The sequence below is a fragment of the Pseudomonas sp. 8Z genome (assembly GCF_902506535.1).
In the GTDB taxonomy this organism is placed as follows: Bacteria; Pseudomonadota; Gammaproteobacteria; order Pseudomonadales; family Pseudomonadaceae; genus Aquipseudomonas.
Genome location: NZ_LR733827.1, coordinates 1,496,193 through 1,516,149 on the forward strand (window position 1 = coordinate 1,496,193; position 19,957 = coordinate 1,516,149).

Here is a 19,957-nt window from a genome sequence, read left to right on the forward strand (position 1 = left end):
ATTTGCAACAAATTGTATTTTTCAATACAAATGCGAATAATTAGCAAACAATTTCACATTTACGCGCAGCACCCCTGATTCGTCGCCACCTCGCCAGCCGGATACCTACATGCTTCTGCACATCCCCCAGCTTTTCACCCGCGAAGAAGTTCTACACATCCGCCAAGCACTGGAAAGCACCGAATGGATGGACGGCAAGGCCACCGCTGGCTATCAGTCGGCCAAGGCCAAGCACAACCTGCAACTGGCCGACGACAACCCGCTGGCGTTGGAACTGCGCGAAGCCATCGTCCAGCGCCTGCAGCGCAATGCCCTGTTCATGTCGGCGGCGCTGCCACGCAAGATCTTCCCGCCGCTGTTCAACTGCTACCGCACCGGTGATGCCTTCGGCTATCACATCGATAACGCCGTGCGGGCAGTGCGCGACAGCGGCGAGCGGATTCGCACCGACCTGTCCTCGACCCTGTTCTTCAGCGACCCGGAGGATTACGACGGTGGCGAACTGGTGATCCAGGACACCTACGGCACCCGCGAAATCAAGCTGCCGGCCGGTGACCTGGTGCTCTACCCGGCCACCAGCCTGCACCGCGTGCAACCGATCACCCGGGGCAGGCGCCTGGCTTCATTCTTCTGGACGCAGAGCCTGGTGCGCGAAGACAGCCAACGCGCCCTGCTGTTCGAGATGGACGTGGCGATCCAGACCCTGACCCGCGACGTGCCCGACCACCCGTCGCTGATCCAGCTCACCGGCACCTACCACAACCTGCTGCGCCGCTGGGTGGACGTGTGAGCACGAGCAATCCACGCGCCACCGCCAGCGCGCTGATCGCCGCCGCAGGCCGTGGCGAGACGGAGGCTCAGACGATGCTCGGACAGATCCTGCTCGAAGGTCATGGCATCGTTCGCGATGCCAAACTGGCCTTCACCTGGTTCGGCATCGCTGCGCGACAAGGCCATGCCATGGCGCTGAACATGCTTGGCCGCTGCCTGGAGCACGGCTGGGGCTGCCACCTCGACCTGCCCGCCGCCGCCCAGCACTATCAACGCGCGGCGGCGCTGGGGCTGGACTGGGGCATGTATAACCTGGCCAATCTGCTGGCCACCGGACGCGGTGTGACGCAGGATCATGCGGGCGCCTTCGCCCTATACCAGCGCGCGGCGCAGTTGGGGCATGCGAAGTCGATGAACCTGCTGGGGCGCTACCTCGATGAAGGCGTGCTGGCCGCCCCCGATCGCCAAGCGGCGCTGCACTGGTTCGAGCGTTCGGCGCAGGCCGGCGACTTTCGCGGTCAGTTCAGTTATGCCCTGCGCCTGCTCGAACAGGGCGAGGCGCAACACGCCCGGCACTGGCTGCAACAGGCACTGGTAGGCGGCAACCTGAACTTCCTGCGCGCCGCGCGCGCCCGCGTTATGGCGCTGCCAGGCTGCGCCGACCTGGGCCTGGCCTACCACCGGCGCGCAGCCGAACTGGGTGACACCGACGACCAGGCAGCCCTGGCCGCCCTGCCAGCATGAAAGCACGTGCCAGGCGGCCAACGCCTCGGAGCATTTTGCCGGTATAATCGCGGCTTTTTTCGACAGCTCGACCGAACGTCGACAGGACATCTCCGCCATGACCACCCAGGCCGCCGAAGTCGCCAAGCGCCGTACTTTCGCCATCATTTCCCACCCGGACGCCGGTAAGACCACCATCACCGAGAAGCTGCTGCTGATGGGCAAGGCCATCGAAGTGGCCGGTACGGTGAAGTCGCGCAAGTCCGACCGCCACGCCACCTCCGACTGGATGGAGATGGAGAAGCAGCGCGGTATCTCCATCACCACCTCGGTAATGCAGTTCCCCTACCGCGAGCACATCGTCAACCTGCTCGACACCCCCGGCCACGAAGACTTCTCCGAGGACACCTACCGCACCCTGACCGCCGTGGACAGCGCGCTGATGGTGCTCGACGGCGGTAAAGGTGTTGAGCCGCGCACCATCGCCCTGATGGACGTGTGCCGCCTGCGCGACACGCCCATCGTCAGCTTTATCAACAAACTCGACCGCGACATCCGCGACCCCATCGAGTTGCTCGACGAGATCGAGGCGGTACTCAATATCAAGGCTGCGCCGATCACCTGGCCGATTGGTTGCTACCGCGACTTCAAGGGCGTGTACCACCTGACGCAGGACAAGATCATCGTCTACACGCCGGGCCACGGCCACGAGCGCACCGAAGCCAAGATCATCGACAAGCTCGACTCCGACGAAGCCCGCGCGCACCTCGGCGACATGTACGAGCGCTTCGTCGAGGAGCTGGAACTGGTGCAAGGCGCCTGCCACGCGTTCGAGCCCGAGGCCTTCCTCAAGGGCACGATGACCCCGGTGTTCTTCGGCACCGCGCTGGGCAACTTCGGTGTCGACCATGTGCTCGACGCCGTCGTCGACTGGGCACCGCGTCCGCTGGCGCGCGTGGCCAACGAGCGCAACGTGGAGCCGACCGAGGAGAAGTTCACAGGCTTCGTGTTCAAGATTCAGGCGAACATGGACCCGAAACACCGCGACCGTATCGCCTTCATGCGGATTTGCTCGGGCAAGTACACCCAGGGCATGAAGATGCGCCACGCGCGCCTGGGCAAGGACGTGCGCGTCGGCGATGCGCTGACCTTCTTTTCCAGCGAACGTGAGCACCTGGAAGAAGCCTACGCCGGTGACATCATCGGCCTGCACAACCACGGCACCATCCAGATCGGCGACACCTTCACCGAAGGCGAGAACCTCGGTTTCACCGGCATCCCGCACTTCGCCCCGGAACTGTTCCGCCGCGTGCGCCTGAAAGACCCGCTGAAATCCAAGCAACTGCGTCAGGGCCTGCAGGAGCTGGCCGAAGAAGGCGCCACTCAGGTGTTCTTCCCCGAGCGCAACAACGACATCATCCTCGGCGCCGTCGGTGTGCTGCAGTTCGACGTGGTCGCCAGTCGCCTGAAGGAGGAATACAAGGTGGAGTGCGCCTACGAGGCGATCAACGTCTGGTCGGCGCGCTGGATCGAATGCAGCGACGAGAAGAAGCTCAAGGAGTTCAAGGACAAGGCCTACGAGAACCTCGCCGTCGACGGCGGTGGTCACCTCACCTACCTGGCCCCCACCCGCGTCAACCTCAGCCTGATGGAAGAGCGTTGGCCGGAGGTGAAATTCCGCGCCACCCGCGAACACCACTGATGGAAAAACGGCCCGCTAAGCGGGCCGTTCTTTTAGTAGCGAAAGCGCCCGACGATGCCTCGCAAACGCTGCGAGTTCTCACCGGCATGCCGCCCGCGCTGCAGGGTGTTCTCTGCCAATTCCACGCTACGCCCTGCCTCCACGCCCAGATTCGCCACGCGCTGACTGATCTCGTCACTGACCTGCGACTGCTCACGCGCTGCCTCGGCGATCTGCAAACTGCTACGCGATACGGTTTCCACCAGACCGCCGATGCTGCCCAATGCCTTGCCCGCGGTTTCAGCCTGGGCCACACCATTGTCAGCGTGTTTCTGACTGGCCTGCATGGCGTCCACAGCCTGCCGAGAAGTGCTCTGCAAGCGCTGGATCATGCTGTCGATTTCGGCGGTGGAAGCCTGCGTGCGACTGGCCAGGGTACGCACCTCATCGGCGACCACGGCAAAACCACGGCCCTGCTCGCCGGCACGCGCCGCTTCGATGGCGGCATTGAGCGCCAGCAGGTTGGTCTGTTCGGCGATGGTACGAATCACCTCCAGCACGCCGCCGATTTCCTGAGAGTGGGTTTCCAGCTCACCGATTACCCGCGCCGCACTGGCTACCTCGGCAGCCAACTGGCGAATGTCATGGACTGTGCTGTCGATCACCATGAGCGCCGAGCGTACTTCGCGATCCGCCTCCGCGGTCTGTTCCGAGCTGCCACGGGCGTGTTCGGCAACACCCTGCACGGTCACCGTCATCTGGTGCACGGCGGTCACCACCTGATCGATCTCTTCGCGCAATACACCGGCACTGCGCTCGGAGGCCTGGGCATCGCTGATCAATTGCCCGGAAGAATGCTCCAGGGTGCCGGCCACCTCGCCAACACTGGCAATCTGCTCGCGCAGGTTACGGCTGAACTGATTGAAGGCATCAACCACCGCGCCGATTTCGTCTTCGGCCTCGCGATTGATCACCCGCGTTAAGTCTCCTGAGCCCGATGCCAGATCCTGCAGTGACTGTTTGAGACGAGCAATCGGCGGCAGCACGCGGCGGCTGATCAGCAACAGTACGCCAAACACCACAGTAACGATGCTAACAAGCGCCACTGTGGTCACCGTATGCAGCTCCTCCAGCAGTTCCGCATTACTCTCGCGTAGCTGTGCGAACTCCTGGCTCAATGGCTGCTGCAACTCGCCGAAGCGGGCAATCACGGTGGCAGACTGTTCATCGAAAGCCTTCATCACCACATCCCCAGCCTGTTTGCCCTGCTGGCTGTAGGCCTGGAACATGCGCTGACCGGTCTGATCAAGACGATCCACAGGCTCATTGAGTGCTGCGAGCTGGCCCGCATAAGTCGGCAGCAACTCACGTAGCTTAACCAGCAGCGCCTTCGCCTCACGATAATTCTGCGCGGCCTCGGCGGCAGGCTCGTTCTCCTGAGTGAGGCTGGCATCGGTGTAAAACTGCTGCACCTGAGCTAAGTGGTAGCGCAGCTCCTGAGTACTCTCACGCGCCTGGCTCAACTGCACCGCACGGCTCTCACCGTCTTCCAGCGCAAACACCTCCAGTGTGACCCACCCAGCCAGGCCCAAGGCAGTGAGCAAAATGAAAACGGCCCCCCCCCCCAAATCAACCGCGCAATACTGATGTTCACCTTGACTCTCCTGTGAGCTGAGCTGGCAATGCTATCGGCAGGCATTGCCAAAGTCTGAAGCGGCGCATTCCATGTTATTCGCCACCACCAACACTCTGCGACAATAGCCAAGTCGCTGGCAAGCGTACATATCTCGATACAATTGAGCGTACACTTTGCCTCTGTACTTCCAGCCCAGAGGGAACGAACACGTGGCTGCCCCGAGCGACACAACCGCCTCAGCCCAGCATTCGCACAAACTCCGTCACCGCCTACGCCATCGGCGCCAGCGCACCTTGCGCCAGCGCGCGGCCTTCTGGCTCGGCGCTCTGCTGGTCGGTCTCGCCGCCCTGGCCTTCGCCTGGCTCGCCGACCACGCCTACGCCCTGTTCACTCGCCTGCTCGCGCATAGCCAGTGGTGGCCATGGCTGGTCACCCCGGCTGGTTTTGCCCTGCTCGCCTGGGCCACTCAGGGCGCGCTCAAGGAAGCTAAAGGCAGCGGTATACCTCAGGTGATCGCCACCTTGCAGAAATCGTCGAGCCGCTTTCGCAATCGCGCTCTGGCCCTGCCGATTGCCGCCGCGAAGATGCTGATGACGGCTCTGGCCCTGCTCTGCGGCGCCTCGGTCGGGCGCGAAGGGCCCACGGTTCACGTCGGCGCGGCGTTGATGTACACCTTCGGCAGACGCCTGGGCCTGCAGGCCAAGAGTGCGGGCTCTGGATTGATCATCGCCGGTGGCGCCGCCGGTATCGCCGCCGCCTTCAACACGCCACTGGCCGGGGTGGTGTTCGCCATCGAAGAACTTAGCCCGCGCTTGGAGCAGAGCCTCAACGGCGTGATCCTCACCGCCGTGCTGATCGGCGGTATGCTCACCCTTGGCTTGGTTGGCCCGTACAGTTATTTCGGCGCGCTCAGTGCCAGCCTGCCGTTCGACGAGGCCTGGGGAGCGGTGCTGGCCTGCGGCCTGTTCGGCGGCCTGCTCGGCGGCGCCTACTGCCGCCTGGTACTGCCCGCCAAAAGCGGCCCGCTGGCCGTGCTCGGCCAATGGCGGGCGCGCTGGCCGGTGCGCTTCGCCGCCGTCTGCGGCCTGCTGCTGGCCTTTTTCGGACTGTGCTCAGGACAACATGTATTCGGCACTGGCTATGAGCAAACCCGTGCCCTGCTTGAGGACACCCCGCAAACCGACGGCGCCTTCATCGTCTGGAAGTTTCTCGCCAACGTGGTGTCGTACTTGGCTGGCATTCCTGGCGGGCTGTTCTCGCCGTCGCTGAGCGTGGGCGCCAGCATCGCGCCGTGGCTGGTCGAATGGATTCCCGGCATCGCTTTGCACACCGCCGGTCTGCTCGGCATGGCCGCCTACCTGGCAGGTGTCACGCGCACACCGCTGACCGCCACGGTCATCACCATCGAACTGTCGCACAGCCAGGACATGGCGCTGCCGATTCTCGCCGCCAGCCTGCTGGCCAGCGCGGTATCGGCTCGCATTTCACCGGTGCCGCTGTATCAGGCCTTTGCCCAGCAACTGCTGGACAACCTCAACCGCCCGGCCCCGCCCAAACCTGCCGCGAAAACAGCCGATTCGCCTGGATAGAACTCAGCCAAACCCAGAGCAGCGTAATCCTGGGTTTCGCTGCGCTCTAGCCAAGCTACGGCGCTAGCGTCTCGGCCAACGGCTGCGCTTCGGGCTGCTTGATCAGCGCGTAGACCACGCCCGTCAGCAGGCTGCCGGCAACGATGGCCAGCAAATACAGCAGCGCATGGTTGATGGCGTTGGGGATCAGCAGCACGAACAGGCCGCCGTGCGGTGCCATCAGCTTGCAGCCAAAGTACATCGACAGCGCGCCGGTCAGCGCGCCACCGGCGATGCTGGCCGGGATCACCCGCAGCGGGTCTTTGGCGGCAAAGGGAATCGCCCCCTCGGAGATAAAACACAGCCCCAGCACCCCAGCGGCCTTGCCCGCCTGACGCTCGCTGTCGGCGAACTTACGCCGCGCCAGCACGGTGGCGATGGCCATGCCGATGGGCGGCACCATGCCGGCGGCCATGGTCGCAGCCATCGGTGCGTAGCTGCTGGAAGCCAGCAAGCCGACAGAGAAGGCGTAAGCGGCCTTGTTGATCGGCCCGCCGAGATCCACGCACATCATCCCGCCAAGCAACACGCCAAGGAGGATGGCGTTGGTGCTGCCCATGCTGTCGAGGAACGCGGTCAGCGACTTCAACACACCCGCCACCGGGCTGCCGACCACATAGATCATCACCAGGCCGGTGACCAGGCTGGCCAGCAGCGGAATGATCAGGATGGGCTTGAGTGCTTCCAGACTTTCCGGCAGGCGCACCCAGCGGGCAATGGCCTTGGCCGAGTAGCCCGCCAGGAAGCCCGCGACGATACCGCCGATAAAACCGGCGCCCAGCGTACTGGCCAGCAGACCACCAATCATCCCTGGCGCCAGACCGGGACGGTCCGCGATGGAGTACGCGATGTAGCCGGCCAGCACCGGCACCATCAGCTTGAATGCAGCGTCGCCGCCAATCTGCATCAAGGCCGCGGCAAAGGTGCCCTCCTGCTTGAACGCCTCGATGCCGAAAACAAACGACAGGGCGATCAGCAAACCACCGGCCACCACCATCGGCAGCATGTAGGACACGCCGGTGAGCAGGTGCTTATAAGGCCCGCTCTTTTCACCACTGTTGGCCTGTACGCTGCCTTCGGTAGGCGCCGCCTCGACCAGCGGACGCGCCTCGCTCAGCGCACGTTCCAGCGTTTGCTGCGGTTGCTTGAGCGCCACACCAGTGCCACAGCGGTAAACCTTCTTGCCGGCGAAGCGGCTGGTGTCCACCTCAATATCGGTGGCCAGCAGTACGGCATCGGCGGCAGCGATGGCGGCCTCGTCGAGCAGGTTGCGCGCGCCCACCGAGCCGCGGGTTTCCACCTGCAATTCGATGCCCGTACGCGCGGCGGCTTGTTGCAACGCTTCAGCGGCCATAAAGGTGTGCGCCACGCCGGTCGGGCAGGCGGTGATGGCGACCAGTCGGCGCGTGCCACTTGCCACTGACTCGGCAGACGCCTGATAAGGTTCGGCGCGTTCGGCCGCCTCACGCAAAAAGCGCTGCGGGTCGGCCAGCGCCTCGGCAGGCGAGGACTGCACCAGGCGTTTACCGACAAAACGGTTCAGCGCCAGGTCGCCAGTCTTGACCACCAGCACCCAATCGGCGGCGGCGATATCGGCCTCGCTCAACGGCGAGCCAATGGCGCGGGCGTCATGCACTTCGACCTGGGCTTTCCAGCCCAGGCGCTCGGCAGCGGCCTGCAGCAAGCGCGAACAAAGCACGCTGGTGACCTGACCATTGGGGCAGGCGGTGACGATCAACAGATTCATGGTCGGGGCCTCTTATTCTTGCAAGGGCTGTAGCTGGACGGCGGCCTGCAGCCGCGCCAGTTGGTCGATGTCGTGGATGCCGAAGCCGATCTGCGTCACCGCTTGTGCGGCCACCGCCGTGGCCAGGCGCAAGGTGCGCTCGGCCGACCAGCCTTCGAGCAGGCCATGCAGGCTGGCAGCCAGCAGCGAATCGCCGGCGCCCACCGTGCTGGCCACCTCGACCCGTGGCGGCACGGCGCGCAGGGCGATGTTCGGGCCGTGCCAGTCGACACCCTCGGCGCCGCGCGACAGCAGGATGTGCTCGACGCCCTGCTCACGCAGACGCGCCACCGCTGCTTGCAAATCAGCACCGCAAGCTTCGGCCAGTTCCTCTTCGTTGGGTTTGATCAGCCAAGGCGTGGTGCCCAATGCGGCCTGCAAGGCAGCGCCGCTACTGTCCAGAGCAAGCGGCACGCCAGCGCCCTGGATGCGTTTGAGCAGGCTGGCGAACCACTCGGGCGACACGCCGCGCGGCAGGCTGCCGGCCACCACCACGGCGTCATGCCCGGCCAGCAGCGGATCGAGGGATTCCAGCAATTGCTGCAGATGGCTTTCCTCGATCTGCGGGCCAGGGCCGTTGAGGTCGGTGATGCGCCCATCGACTTCGGCCAGTTTGATATTGCTGCGCGTCTCGCCCGGCACGCGGACGAACAGATCACGGAAGCCGCGCTTGTGCATCAGCGTCTCGAACGGCGCGGCATTGGCGCGGCCGAGAAAACCGCTGACGCTCAGCGTATGGCCGAGGTCGGCCAGCACCTGGGCGACGTTCAGCCCCTTGCCGGCGGCATGGCTGGCAAAGTCTTGGCAGCGGTTGACCGTACCGAGCTGCAACTGGTCGAGACGCAGGGTCAGATCCAGCGCCGGGTTCAGGGTCAGGGTCAGGATGCGCGCCATCAGTGCAGCCCTCCAGCCAGGGCGCGCACGGCAGCGGCGCTTTCCAGATTCAACGCCTGTTGCGCCAGGGTGCGTACCTCACGGCTGTCCAGCTCGCGCACGCGCGCCTTGACCAGGCCGATGCTGCGCGGCGACACGCTCAACTCGTCCACGCCCAGGCCCACCAGCAGCGGCACAGCCAGGCGGTCGCCGGCCAGCTCGCCGCACACACCGACCCACTTGCCATTGGCGTGCGCCGCCTCCACGGTCATGGCGATCAGGCGCAGCACCGCCGGGTGCAGGCCATCGGCCTGGGCCGAGAGCTGCGGATGGCCACGGTCGATGGCCAGGCAGTATTGCGTCAGATCGTTGGTGCCGATGCTGAAGAAGTCCACCTCGCGCGCCAACAACGGTGCTAGCAGAGCCGCCGAAGGCACTTCGATCATGATGCCCAGTTGCAGATCCTGCACCGGGATTTCCTCGCGCAGGCGCTGCGCCAGGTCGCGTGCGGCGCGCCACTCTTCCATGGTGCCGACCATGGGGAACATGATGCGCAACGGGCGCCCTTCAGCCGAGGCCAGCAGCGCACGCAACTGGGTTTCGAGGATCTCCGGGCGCTGCAGGCTCAGGCGTATACCGCGCACACCAAGGAAGGGGTTCTCCTCGGCGGGCATCGGCCAGTACGGCAGCGGCTTGTCACCACCGACATCCAGGGTGCGAACCACCAGCGGGCGCCCATCCAGGGCTTCGAGCACACGGCGGTATTCCTGCTCCTGCGCGGCCTGACTCGGCGCCTGGGCGTGCTCCATGAACACCAGTTCGGTGCGCAGCAAACCCACGGCCTCGGCGCCCAGTTCGACGGCATCCGCCGTCTCGTTGGCCGCACCGATATTGGCGGCCACTTCCACCTGTACGCCGTCGCGGGTCAGCGCCGGTTCGAGGCGCGTGGCGTGCGCCTGCTCGCGGCGTTGCTGCGCCGCCTCGCGCTCGCGCAGAGCCTGCTGGCGGGTGGCGTCATCGGGGGCGATACGCAGCAGGCCGCTGTCGCCATCGAGCAGCAGCGGCGTGCCCTGCGCCAACGCCAGAATCGCCTCGCCAGCGCCGACCACCGCCGGGATGCCCAGGGCACGGGCGATGATCGCGCTGTGTGCAGTGGCGCCGCCGTTGGCGGTGAGAATGCCGGCCACGCGCTGGCGATCCAGCGCGGCGACATCCGACGGCGCCACCTCGCTCATCACCAGCACATAGGGTTCGTTCGGCTCGCTGGGCAGGTCAATGCCGCACAGATGCGCCAGCACACGGCGGCCAATATCACGCAGGTCTGCCGCGCGTTCGGCCAGCAAGGCGTCATGCAGCGCTTCCTGGCGCTGCGCGGCGGCTTCGATCTCCTGCTGCCAGGCGGCTTCGGCGCTGGCGCCGGCTTGCAGGCGGGCGTCGACATCCTCACGCAAGGCCGGGTCGTCGAGCATGGCCAGGTGCGCGCTGAAAATCTCGCGAATGCTGGCCACGCCTGCACCATCGACCAGACGCTGAATCTGCGCGGCAATGGCGCTCAAGGCCTCGTCCAAACGCTGGCGCTCGCTGGCGGCACCAGCGCCCTGTTCGGCGAATTCGAATGTCGGCATCACCCGCACCAACGCCGGGCCCATGGCGATACCGGGGGACGCCGCCACCGCTTGCACACGACTCCCAGCAGGCGGCGCCAACACAGGCGCCTCGACCACGACCGAAGGCACCTGCGCGGCCTCGTTCAACAGTGGCTCGACCGCCTCGCCGAGGCCGCTCTCCAGCGCGGCACGCAGCGCTGGCAGGGCATCGTCGGCAATCACCGGCTCGGCGCTGAACTCCAGCACCTGACCACGGCGCGCGCCCAGCGCCAGCAGACGGCTGAGGCTCTTGGCGGAAACCCCGGCGCCCTCGTCGCCGCGCAGGCGCACGCGTATCTCGCCCGCAAACTGCTGCGCCAACTCGCTCAGCGCCTTGGCTGGGCGGGCATGCAAGCCATGGGCATTGAGCAGCGGCAGCGCCACGCTCGGCCAGTCTGGCGCCACCTCGCCGCCGAGCGCTTCGATCACCCGGCGGCTGTCATTGGCCTCGCTCAGCTCAGCGGCGCGGCCACCGATCAACACGTCACACAACCGCTCCAACGCCTGACGATGAGCCTCGCCCTGGCTCGCCAGGCAGAACAAACCTTTGAGGGTTTCCCCGCGAAAGCTCAGCGTCTGCGCCGGGGTCACGAAGGCCAGCCCTGGGCGTTCGACGCTTTGCTCACTGTGCAACCACCACAGGCCATCGCCCAGCGGCAGCGGTTCGCTACGCGCCAGGCCGAGGGCGAAACCACTGCTGGCGCAACCGGCCTGGCGCAACAGGCGCGCCCCCTGCCACAGCAGTTCGTCGAAATCCTCGGCATGCAGGCCCAAGCCCACCAGTTGCCCATCGAGCGCCAGCTCTTGCGGCGCGCCCTGCAGCAACTCGACGATCTGCGCGGGTTCACGCGCCTCACGCAGCGCCTGACTCAGATCGCCCTCGCCGAGGGCGCGGGTGAGCAATTGCAACAGGTGCAGGTGTTCATCCGACTGCGCAGCAATGGCAATGGCCAAGTAGACCTGCTGGCCGTTGCCCCAGTCCACGCCTTCGGGAAACTGGATCAGGCGCACGCCGGTGTTGAGCACCTGATCGCGGGTCTGCGGCGTGCCGTGGGGAATGGCGATGCCCTGGCCAAGATAGGTCGAGCCCTGCGCCTCGCGCGCCAGCAATCCATCGTGGTAGGCCGGCGTGGCCAGCCCCCCGGCGGCCAAGGCCTCAGCGAGCATGGCCAGCGCCGTGGCCTTGTCCGCCGCCTGGCGGCCCATCTGGATCTGGCTGGCATCGAGTTCGAGCATGGGAACACACCTCCGGCAGCATCGACCGGCTGCGAAACGACATCGCGCCGGCAAGGGCATCTTGTTATGAAAGGGCTAACGATCCGATAAGACTAGGCGGCATGCAGAAAAACCTGCAGCCGGTAGCAGACAGACCAAGCGACTGCTGAATCGTTTCACCTAAGTCTGGCACCTTAGCCGATAATGCGTAATCCTTGAAGCCTGACGCATCGTGCAGCGCCGAGCTGCATGCCCATCGATCTGCAGGATTTGCCCGTGAAACTCAGCGACATCGCCCGCCTGGCGCAGGTCTCGGTTACAACCGCCAGCTACGTGATCAACGGCCAGGCCAGCAAACGCCGCATCAGCCAGGCCACCGTCGAGCGCGTACTGGCCGTGGTCGAGGAACATGGCTATCGCCCGGATCAACAGGCTGCCAGCCTGCGCCGCGGGCAAAGCCGCTGCCTGGGTTTCATCCTCCCCGATCTGGAAAACCCCAGCTATGCGCGCCTGGCCAAACTGCTGGAGCAGAAGGCCCGCGCCGCCGGTTATCAAATGCTGATCGCCAGCTCCGACGATGACCCGCAAAGTGAGCGGCAGTTGCTTGAGCTGTTCCGCTCGCGCCGCTGCGATGCCCTGATCGTCGCCAGTTGCCTGCCGCAAGACGACCCACTCTACGCCGAGCTGGTGGCAGGTGGCCTGCCGATCATCGCGGTGGATCGCGCGTTGTCGCCGCAGCATATTCGCTCGGTGGTCAGCGATGACGAAGGCGCCGGCGAGCAACTCACCCGCAGCCTGTTGCAGAGCAAACCCAAGCACATCGCCTTGCTCGCGGCGCGCCCCGAGCTGGTGATCAGCCAGGCGCGCGAGCGTGGCTTTCGCCAAGCACTGGAGGGTTTCGAAGGCCGCGTGAGCATCTACTACGGCGAGCAGTTCAACCGTCGCAGCGGCCTTGAGCAGATGCAGGCGCTGCTCGCCGATGGCGGCCCGCCCGATGCCCTGGTGACCACCGCTTACGTGCTGCTTGAAGGGGTGTTCGATCTGCTCCAGCAACAGCCGCAGTCGCGCTGGAATGCCTTGCGCCTGGCCACCTTCGGCGACACCCAGTTGCTGGATTTCCTGCCCCTGCGCGTCAACGCCATGAGCCAGCAGCACGAGCGCATCGCCGAGCGCGTGCTGGCCTGGACGCTGCTGGCGGTGGAGCAGAACGATTACCGCCCCGGCATCGAGGCCATCGCTCGCAGCCTCAAGGCGCGCGCCTGATCAGCGCCCCTGAATCTGCCGCAGCAACGGCGCGCACTGATCCGGCGCAGCCCCGGCACTTGGCGCCACCAGCGCTAGCAAACCGGCAGCCGGCGCCACTGCCACCCCCAGGGCCACCAGCCCCAAACCACGTAGCGCCAAGGGCGTAGCCTCCACCCCCGGCGCGGGCTGCTTGAAGGTGCCACGCACGTACAGCGGCGAACGCAGGGAGAAAATGCGCAAACCTTTAGTGGCCGGGGTGACGGTGAAGTCCAGCCGTTCGCTGGCGAAATTGGCATTACCGTCGACCTTGATCACCGTGTTGTCGGTGTCGATGACGAACAACCGCGTACTCATCAGCCCCTGTTTGATGCCCAGGTCAGCCGCCGCGCAGTGGATCTTCACCTCATCGTCACCGAACAACTGCCCGACCAGATAATTACCCACATTCAGCCCGGCAATCTCCATCAGGCTGCGGCTGACCGCGCCGTCGTTGATCAGCATTTTCAACTCACCGTCAGCACTGCCCAGCAACGCCGCCACCGAGTTGCCACGGCCACTGATCTGGCTGTCACCGTTAAGCTCGCCAAGGCTGGTCTGCATCGGTGCGAAGTCGGGAAACAACTCTTTGAGCTGCAGATCACGCGCGCGCAGACGCATTTGCCCTTGCAGCGGCGTGGTCGCGCCATTGAGGCGAATCTGCGCATCCAGGCTGCCACCGGCCATGCCGAAACGCAGGGGCTCCAGACTGAGCTGGCCGTCGTTGAGCACCACATGGGTGTCCAGATCGGTAATCGGCAAGCGCTCACCGTGCACGATACGCTGGCCGACAAAACGCACATCGGCATCCATGGCGCGCCAGCGCTCGGTGCGAAACTCGGCCACCGGCAGCGCCTTGCTTTGTGGCTGCACATCACGCTCGCCACGCTCGCGCTTGTCCGCACTGGAGTCGGCGCCAATCAGCGGCGCCAGGTCGCTGAACAGCAACTGCTTGGAGGTGAGCTGACCAGACAGCTTAGGCCGTGGCTGACGCGCCACGAAGGTCAGATCGCCCTGGATGTCGCTGTCGCCGATACGACCGTTGAAGCCGAGGTAGCGGAAGATCGCGCCGCCTGCATCGCGCAGATCAGCCTGCAAGCGACCATCGGTACTGTAGGGCGGCGTGTCCGGCAGGGTCACGCCGGTCAGCGGATACAGATGACCAAGACTGGCGCCGGACAACCGCAGGCGCAAATCCAGCGCGCCGAGGTTCTGCGGATCGGTCAGGCTGCCAGCCAGCACGATACGGGTCGTGCCGATACGCACATCGGCCTGCAAGGGGAAGGGCTGCGCGGCATCACGCAGCGCCAGCAGGCCACCGACCTTGCCACTGGCGTTCAATGGCTGGCCACGGAAGTCGCCCTTGGCCTGCCAGGCAAACGCGTAATCCTGCGCATGGGCGTTACTCGCAGCCAGCCGCTCGGCGCTACCCTTGCCGACGATCTCGGCGAAGGGAATCGGCTGGCCCAGCGGCTCGATAACGGCCTCCAAGCGGGTCTTGCCCGGCTGGTCGTCCAGCTTCACCAGGCCCTTGTCGAAGGCGATAGTGCCGATATCCAGCGTCCAGGGGCTGGGCTGCTCGGTTTCATCGGCCTGCTGCGGGCCCAGATCGAACAGCCAGCTGGCCCGACCATCGGCCAGGCGCTGCAGATCAGCCTGCGGCGCGCCGAGTTCGATACTCGGGATGCTGACGGTCTTCCACAAAAGCGGCAGCGGCGACAGACGAAAGCTCACCCGCTCAAGGCTGACAAAGGTATCGCCCTGCGCCCAGTCGGGATTGCCCAGGCGCAGCTTCTCGGCGACAAAATGCGGCCAGGGCAGCCAGGCGCTCAGGCCCTGCTCAGCCGCCTCACGCTGCCAGACAACACGCAGATCACCTTCGATGGCAAACGGGCGATTCAGCGCCGCAGAGACCTGCTCATTGATCAGCGGCCTGGCCCTATTCCAGTCGAATAGCAGCAAAAACAGCATAAGCGCCGCCACCAGCAGCAACACCAGAGCAAATGACCAGGCCAAGAAACGACGAAGAATGAGCAAGCGGTGAATCTCCAGTCAGACACTCGGTGTATGGAGTCTAGGACTGAAAATAATCGCCAATTCTCCCCGGCGCTGGCAGTAAGCTGAGCGCTCGCCATCTGCCCTCTGCCAGCCCATGCGCCTGATCGACACCCATACCCACTTGGATTTTCCCGATTTCGACCCTGACCGCGCCGAGGTGCTGGCCCGCAGCCGCGCCGAGGGCGTAGAGCAGCTTGTGGTACTCGGCGTGCACCAAGGCAACTGGCAACGGCTGTGGCAATTGGTCGAGACAAGCGACAACCTGTACGCGGCCTTTGGCCTGCATCCGGTTTACCTGGACGCACACCGCCGCGAACACCTCGACGAATTGCGCGACTGGCTCACCCGGCTGGCAGGGCATCGCAAGCTGTGCGCCGTCGGCGAATTTGGCCTGGACTATTACCTCGAACAACTGGATCGCGAGCGCCAGCAGGCGCTGTTCGAAGCGCAACTGCAACTGGCCTTAGAGTTCGACCTGCCCGCCCTGCTACATGTGCGCCGCGCCCATGCCGCGACCATCGCCACGCTCAAGCGTATTCGCCTGGCGCGCGGCGGCATCATCCACGCCTTTGCCGGTAGCTACGAGCAAGCCCGTGAGTACATCAAGCTAGGCTTTCGCCTGGGTCTGGGCGGCGCGGCCACCTGGCCGCAGGCCAAGCGCCTGCGCCAGGTGGTGGCAAAGCTGCCGCTGGAGGCCATCGTGCTGGAAACCGACGCCCCCGACATGGCGCCGGCCATGCACCCCTACCAGCGCAACAGCCCACAATACCTGGCAGACATCTGCCGCGAACTGGCCGAGCTGCGTGGCATCAGCGCCGAGCAACTGGCGAGCGCCAGCAGCCGCAATGCCCGCGAGCTGTTCGGTTGGGCATAACGCCTCTAAACGCGAAACGCGCCGATCAACTGCCGCAAGCGCGCCACCAGCACACTCAACTCGCGACTGGCCTGCTCGGTCTGCCCCGCGCCCTCGGCGGTACGCTCACCGGCCTGATTGATCTGCACGATGTTGTGGTCGATGTCATGCGCCACCGCCGTCTGCTGCTCGGCAGCGGCGGCAATCTGCTGGTTCTGGTCGACGATCATGCCCACCGCGCCGAGGATGTTCTCCAGCGCCTGCTGCACCTTGGCCGATTCGCTGACGGTGCTGTCTGCCTGCGCGTGGCTGGCGTTCATGGCCTTTACCGCAGCGCCCACGCCACTTTGCAAGCGGGCGATCATCGCCTCGATCTCGGCTGTGGACTGCTGGGTGCGCTTGGCCAAGTTGCGCACCTCGTCCGCCACCACCGCAAAGCCTCGCCCCTGCTCGCCCGCGCGAGCCGCCTCGATGGCCGCATTGAGCGCCAGCAGGTTGGTTTGCTCGGCAATGCTCTTGATCACATCCAGCACCTGGCTGATCGACGTACTGTCACTGGCCAGTTGATTGACCACCGCCACCGCCTGATCGATCTCATCGGCCAGACGCTGAATGCTGCCAACCTGCGCTTCGACCAATGCACGCCCGCTCACGGTCTCTTGATTGACGCTCTGCGCGCTGCCGACCGCAGCCGCAGCGCTGTGCGCGACCTCTTGCGCGGTCGCCGACATCTGATTCATCGCCGTGGCCACCTGCTCGATCTGCCCACGCTGGCTGGCGACCGCCTGATTACTCTGGCCGGAAACCAACTCGACACGACCGGCCTGCCCTTCCACCTCGCCAACGGTATGGCCGACACGCTCGATCAAGTCATGGATGCGCGCCACGGTCTGGTTGAAGCCCTGCCCCAGCTCGCCCAGTTCATCACGGCTCTGCACCTTGAAGCTCGCCGTCATGTCACCCGCAGCAACGCGCTCCATCACCTGCCCAAGGCTCTTGAGCGTCTGCCGCGTGGCCACATAAAAACCGCTGTAGAGGTAGACGATGGCCAGAAACACCAGCGCCAGCGCCACGATCAGCAGCACCATCTGCGCCCGGTTGGCCTGCAAACGCTCGGTCAGTTGCGCATCGAGAAAGGCTAGCAAACCATCGTTGAATGCGTAGGTTTTGGCCATCGCCTGACTGACCTGCTCGAAGAACTGCGTCCAGGGCATGTCCAGGCTGTCGGCAATGATGACGCTGTCCTCGAACAGCGCAGCACTGTCCTTGAGCGTCTGCTGACTCGCCGCGGCGAGGCCGCCCAGACCACTCTGCGCGGACAAATTGCCGGCCAGTGCTTCCTGCAGGTTTAGCCCGTATTCGGCATGCAACTTTTCCAACTGCTGCAGCAGCTCCTCGAAACGCGTACTGGCCGCCGAGTTGAGAAAGCCCTGCCCCAGTGAATAGGCGCCGATAGCCCGCCCCTGGCTAAGCGCGTGGGTCACCTGCGGCGTGACGGTAGTAATCAGCTCGGTAATCTGCCGCACTTCACGCTGCGGGTCCTGACTGAGCCCAGCCTGACCGGCGATCAGCTTGATGAACACCTGGGCATCGGTGAGCAGCTTCTCGACCATCGCCGTCTTACTCTGCAATGACGTTTGCGCTTCGGCTTGCTTGAGCTCATCCAGCAGTTTGTCGCGCATGGCCACGAACTCAGCGATCTGCTCGCCGTCACGGGCCACCGGCTCAAGCCCCTGCACAAGGCCGGCAAGACCGTTGTGCAAGCCATCGATACGGGCCTCAAGGTCACCAGCCTGACCAGACTGGCCGATCTGCGCATTGATCTGCACCAGGTCATTAAGGCTCTCCAGATCACGGCGCAACTGCAGGCTAGCGCCCAGCAGTTCGAGGCTCTCAAGCTCACTTCGCGTGGCCACGAACTGACGGTAGGAATCGCGCACCAGATAGAAGTTGGTCACCAGCATGGGCAGAAAGAACAGCACACTGATCAAGCTGAACTTCATGCCAAAACTAAGGCGGTTCATCAGCGCAATGGCGGGATACAACACGGTCTTCACTCGACGCCTCCTACAACCATTATTCTTATTCGAATCACGGAAGGCGCCCGGCCTAGACAGGCAGAGCGTCGCTTAGCAGCACGCCGTGTAAACGACCAGCCAGCAGGCAGGTGATAACAGCGCAATGGGTTCCCTTATAACCCTTATCGGCGACGCTCTCTGTAATTTAAGGTTAAGGCACGGCTGGCGGGCACTGCCCAGTGCTCAGAGCAACAACACCCACACGGCATACCCGGCATACCAGACCACCGCTGCACGAATCAGCAATTGCCAAAGCTGATCCAAAGTCGTCACCGCCTGCTCCCCCAATACCGGCTCAGGTACTTCGCCTGCCGCGCGCCCAGCTTTGCTCACCAGTTGAGCAGCGGAAATGTCCCAGCTCAGCAACTCATGCAGCAGAGCACGACTGACCGCAACGAAGTTGCCCACCAGCGCGAAGCTCGAAGCCAGCACCCGCACCGGCAGCCAGTCGAAGGCATGCCGTAGTTGCCCTGCGCGCTCACGCAGGGACGGCAGTTCGGCGTGCTCGGCAGTCAGCGCCAGCAGGCGATAAGCAAGCGCCGCCACCGGCCCCAGCAGCACGTACCAGAAAATCACCGCGAAAAAGCTCTGATAGGCCTGCCACAACAAATACCCCTGCACCTGGGTAAGCAACTGCACGCCCTCTTCGGGTTGCAACGCGAGATCACGCTCGACCACGTGATAGGCCGCCTGGCCATCCTCACGGCGCCAGGCATCGCGAAACGGCCCCAACGCCTGCAACAGATCACCACGCCCGAGGCTGTATATCAGCACCAGCAGATGGATCGGTAATGCCAGCAAGCCATAGAACACCGGCTCCACAGCCAGCAGGAGCACACCGACAACGACCACTGGCAGTAAAACCATCACCCCCAGAACTAGCCATGGGAACTGCCGTAAATCACCGCGCTGCATCGCCTGCAAAGCCGCCAGCCAGGTTGCATCACGCTGGATACGCTGGCGTAGCGCAGAGAACTTCTCGACCCAGAGCACCAACAGGATCACCAGAAAACTCATGCGTTCACTCCTTCACAACCACGTATTTCAGTATGCAGCCGAGCCCAATCGAAGGCGCGCCCCGGATCAGTCTTACGCCCCGGCGCGATGTCGCAGTGGCCGGTGATGCGCGAAGCACTCAACGCCGGGTAGGCGGCCAACAAATGGCGCGTCAGTTCACCGAGGCTGGCATATTGCGCGTCGCTATATGGCAACTCATCGGTGCCTTCAAGCTCCACCCCAAGGGAAAAATCGTTGCAATTCTCCCGCCCCTCGAAGCATGACACGCCGGCATGCCAGGCCCTGTGCAGGCAGGAAACAAACTGTGTCAGGGAACCATCGCGCTCAATGAAGAAATGCGCAGAGACGCGCATGGCGGCGATTTCGGCGAAAAAGGGATGCTCGTCGGCGACAAGCCGGTTCTGGAAGAACTGCAACACCTTGCCCGTACCGAACTGGCCCGGCGGCAGGCTGATGTTATGCACCACCAACAGCGAAATCTCGCCGTCCGGGCGCTCATTGAAGTTGGCTGAGGGGCAGTGGCGAATACCCTGAAACCAGCCGGTTTGGGGATCAAGCTGCATGGATGGCTCCTGAACGAGCCATCACTCTAGAGCAGCAACGCCAGGCGGCCAAGCGCCACGGGCGTACCGATGGGTTTGCCACGGTGCATACACGCCCATGACGGGCGCCTGGCAAGTGCAACACAGCCAGCGCAAGACACCTGCGCTG

Annotated in this window: 14 protein-coding genes and 1 pseudogene; 6 read left to right on the forward strand and 9 right to left on the reverse strand. The window is 64.5% G+C overall.

Translation table 11 applies throughout. From position 1 onward, the window contains the following. The first annotated feature begins 109 nt into the window (after positions 1–109). The 3 genes from AERO9A_RS19775 to AERO9A_RS19785 all read left to right on the forward strand — a co-directional run bounded on the left by AERO9A_RS19775 (position 110) and on the right by AERO9A_RS19785 (position 3,196). Positions 110–790, forward strand: coding sequence for a Fe2+-dependent dioxygenase (locus AERO9A_RS19775; RefSeq protein WP_159973615.1), 681 nt, complete (start codon positions 110–112; stop codon positions 788–790). Further along, positions 787–1,515: a tetratricopeptide repeat protein gene (locus tag AERO9A_RS19780; protein ID WP_256666012.1), complete on the forward strand. Its 729-nt coding sequence runs from the start codon at positions 787–789 to the stop codon at positions 1,513–1,515. The genes AERO9A_RS19775 and AERO9A_RS19780 overlap by 4 nt, the downstream gene beginning before the upstream one ends. Positions 1,516–1,612: 97 nt before the next feature. Further along, positions 1,613–3,196, forward strand: a complete 1,584-nt coding sequence (locus AERO9A_RS19785; RefSeq protein ID WP_159973616.1) for a peptide chain release factor 3 — start codon at positions 1,613–1,615, stop codon at positions 3,194–3,196. 32 nt (positions 3,197–3,228) lie between these two features. Here the strand turns inward: AERO9A_RS19785 and AERO9A_RS19790 are convergent, their stop codons facing one another. Further along, a complete protein-coding gene (locus AERO9A_RS19790; RefSeq protein ID WP_372239711.1) occupies positions 3,229–4,464 on the reverse strand; it encodes a methyl-accepting chemotaxis protein in 1,236 nt (411 codons plus the stop codon). Positions 4,465–5,020: 556 nt separating this feature from the next. Between AERO9A_RS19790 and AERO9A_RS19795 the strand changes: the two genes are divergently transcribed. Further along, positions 5,021–6,400, forward strand: a complete 1,380-nt coding sequence (locus tag AERO9A_RS19795) for a chloride channel protein (RefSeq protein WP_159973618.1) — start codon at positions 5,021–5,023, stop codon at positions 6,398–6,400. 55 nt (positions 6,401–6,455) lie between these two features. Here AERO9A_RS19795 and AERO9A_RS19800 read toward each other — a convergent pair whose 3' ends face one another. From AERO9A_RS19800 to ptsP, 3 genes are read right to left on the reverse strand one after another with little or no spacing between them, the layout of a single operon-like run. Then, positions 6,456–8,186 carry a fructose-specific PTS transporter subunit EIIC gene (locus AERO9A_RS19800; RefSeq protein WP_159973619.1) on the reverse strand — a complete coding sequence of 577 codons (1,731 nt, stop codon included), beginning with the start codon at positions 8,184–8,186 and terminating at the stop codon, positions 6,456–6,458. Between the two features lie 12 nt (positions 8,187–8,198). Continuing rightward, positions 8,199–9,119, reverse strand: a complete 921-nt coding sequence (pfkB, locus tag AERO9A_RS19805; RefSeq protein WP_159973620.1) for a 1-phosphofructokinase — start codon at positions 9,117–9,119, stop codon at positions 8,199–8,201. Further along, positions 9,119–11,980 carry a phosphoenolpyruvate--protein phosphotransferase gene (gene ptsP / locus AERO9A_RS19810; RefSeq protein WP_159973621.1) on the reverse strand — a complete coding sequence of 954 codons (2,862 nt, stop codon included), beginning with the start codon at positions 11,978–11,980 and terminating at the stop codon, positions 9,119–9,121. Before ptsP ends, pfkB begins: the two co-directional genes overlap by 1 nt. 255 nt (positions 11,981–12,235) lie before the next feature. Here ptsP and cra point away from each other — a divergent pair, with 255 nt between their 5' ends. After that, on the forward strand, positions 12,236–13,222 hold the full coding sequence (gene cra / locus AERO9A_RS19815; protein WP_159974113.1) for a catabolite repressor/activator: 987 nt from the start codon (positions 12,236–12,238) through the stop codon (positions 13,220–13,222). Here the strand turns inward: cra and AERO9A_RS19820 are convergent, their stop codons facing one another. Continuing rightward, positions 13,223–15,277 carry an AsmA family protein gene (locus AERO9A_RS19820; RefSeq protein WP_159973622.1) on the reverse strand — a complete coding sequence of 685 codons (2,055 nt, stop codon included), beginning with the start codon at positions 15,275–15,277 and terminating at the stop codon, positions 13,223–13,225. 115 nt (positions 15,278–15,392) lie between these two features. Here AERO9A_RS19820 and AERO9A_RS19825 point away from each other — a divergent pair, with 115 nt between their 5' ends. Beyond that, positions 15,393–16,172 carry a TatD family hydrolase gene (locus AERO9A_RS19825; RefSeq protein ID WP_159973623.1) on the forward strand — a complete coding sequence of 260 codons (780 nt, stop codon included), beginning with the start codon at positions 15,393–15,395 and terminating at the stop codon, positions 16,170–16,172. Positions 16,173–16,177: 5 nt separating this feature from the next. On the opposite strand, the gene AERO9A_RS22975 is transcribed toward AERO9A_RS19825, so the two are convergent. The 4 genes and pseudogenes from AERO9A_RS22975 to ampD all read right to left on the reverse strand — a co-directional run bounded on the left by AERO9A_RS22975 (position 16,178) and on the right by ampD (position 19,809). Beyond that, positions 16,178–16,891, reverse strand: a complete 714-nt coding sequence (locus tag AERO9A_RS22975) for a methyl-accepting chemotaxis protein (RefSeq protein ID WP_372239712.1) — start codon at positions 16,889–16,891, stop codon at positions 16,178–16,180. Between the two features lie 141 nt (positions 16,892–17,032). Next, positions 17,033–18,175, reverse strand: a pseudogene (locus tag AERO9A_RS22980) (HAMP domain-containing protein); the annotation flags it as partial. 237 nt (positions 18,176–18,412) lie between these two features. After that, entirely contained in the window at positions 18,413–19,246 is an 834-nt protein-coding gene (ampE, locus tag AERO9A_RS19835; protein ID WP_159973625.1) for a regulatory signaling modulator protein AmpE, read from the reverse strand. Next, positions 19,243–19,809: a 1,6-anhydro-N-acetylmuramyl-L-alanine amidase AmpD gene (ampD, locus tag AERO9A_RS19840; protein WP_159973626.1), complete on the reverse strand. Its 567-nt coding sequence runs from the start codon at positions 19,807–19,809 to the stop codon at positions 19,243–19,245. The genes ampE and ampD overlap by 4 nt, the downstream gene beginning before the upstream one ends. Between the last annotated feature and the right edge of the window lie 148 nt (positions 19,810–19,957).

Bases quoted from the DNA above. Each gene is read 5' to 3' on its own strand.
- ampE (WP_159973625.1), bottom strand. From the start codon at position 19,246: ATGAGTTTTCTGGTGATCCTGTTGGTGCTCTGGGTCGAGAAGTTCTCT.
- AERO9A_RS19825 (WP_159973623.1), top strand. From the start codon at position 15,393: ATGCGCCTGATCGACACCCATACCCACTTGGATTTTCCCGATTTCGAC.
- AERO9A_RS22975 (WP_372239712.1), bottom strand. From the start codon at position 16,891: ATGAATCAGATGTCGGCGACCGCGCAAGAGGTCGCGCACAGCGCTGCG.
- pfkB (WP_159973620.1), bottom strand. From the start codon at position 9,119: ATGGCGCGCATCCTGACCCTGACCCTGAACCCGGCGCTGGATCTGACC.
- AERO9A_RS19790 (WP_372239711.1), bottom strand. From the start codon at position 4,464: ATGTTCCAGGCCTACAGCCAGCAGGGCAAACAGGCTGGGGATGTGGTG.
- AERO9A_RS19775 (WP_159973615.1), top strand. From the start codon at position 110: ATGCTTCTGCACATCCCCCAGCTTTTCACCCGCGAAGAAGTTCTACAC.
- ampD (WP_159973626.1), bottom strand. From the start codon at position 19,809: ATGCAGCTTGATCCCCAAACCGGCTGGTTTCAGGGTATTCGCCACTGC.
- ptsP (WP_159973621.1), bottom strand. From the start codon at position 11,980: ATGCTCGAACTCGATGCCAGCCAGATCCAGATGGGCCGCCAGGCGGCG.
- AERO9A_RS19785 (WP_159973616.1), top strand. From the start codon at position 1,613: ATGACCACCCAGGCCGCCGAAGTCGCCAAGCGCCGTACTTTCGCCATC.
- AERO9A_RS19800 (WP_159973619.1), bottom strand. From the start codon at position 8,186: ATGAATCTGTTGATCGTCACCGCCTGCCCCAATGGTCAGGTCACCAGC.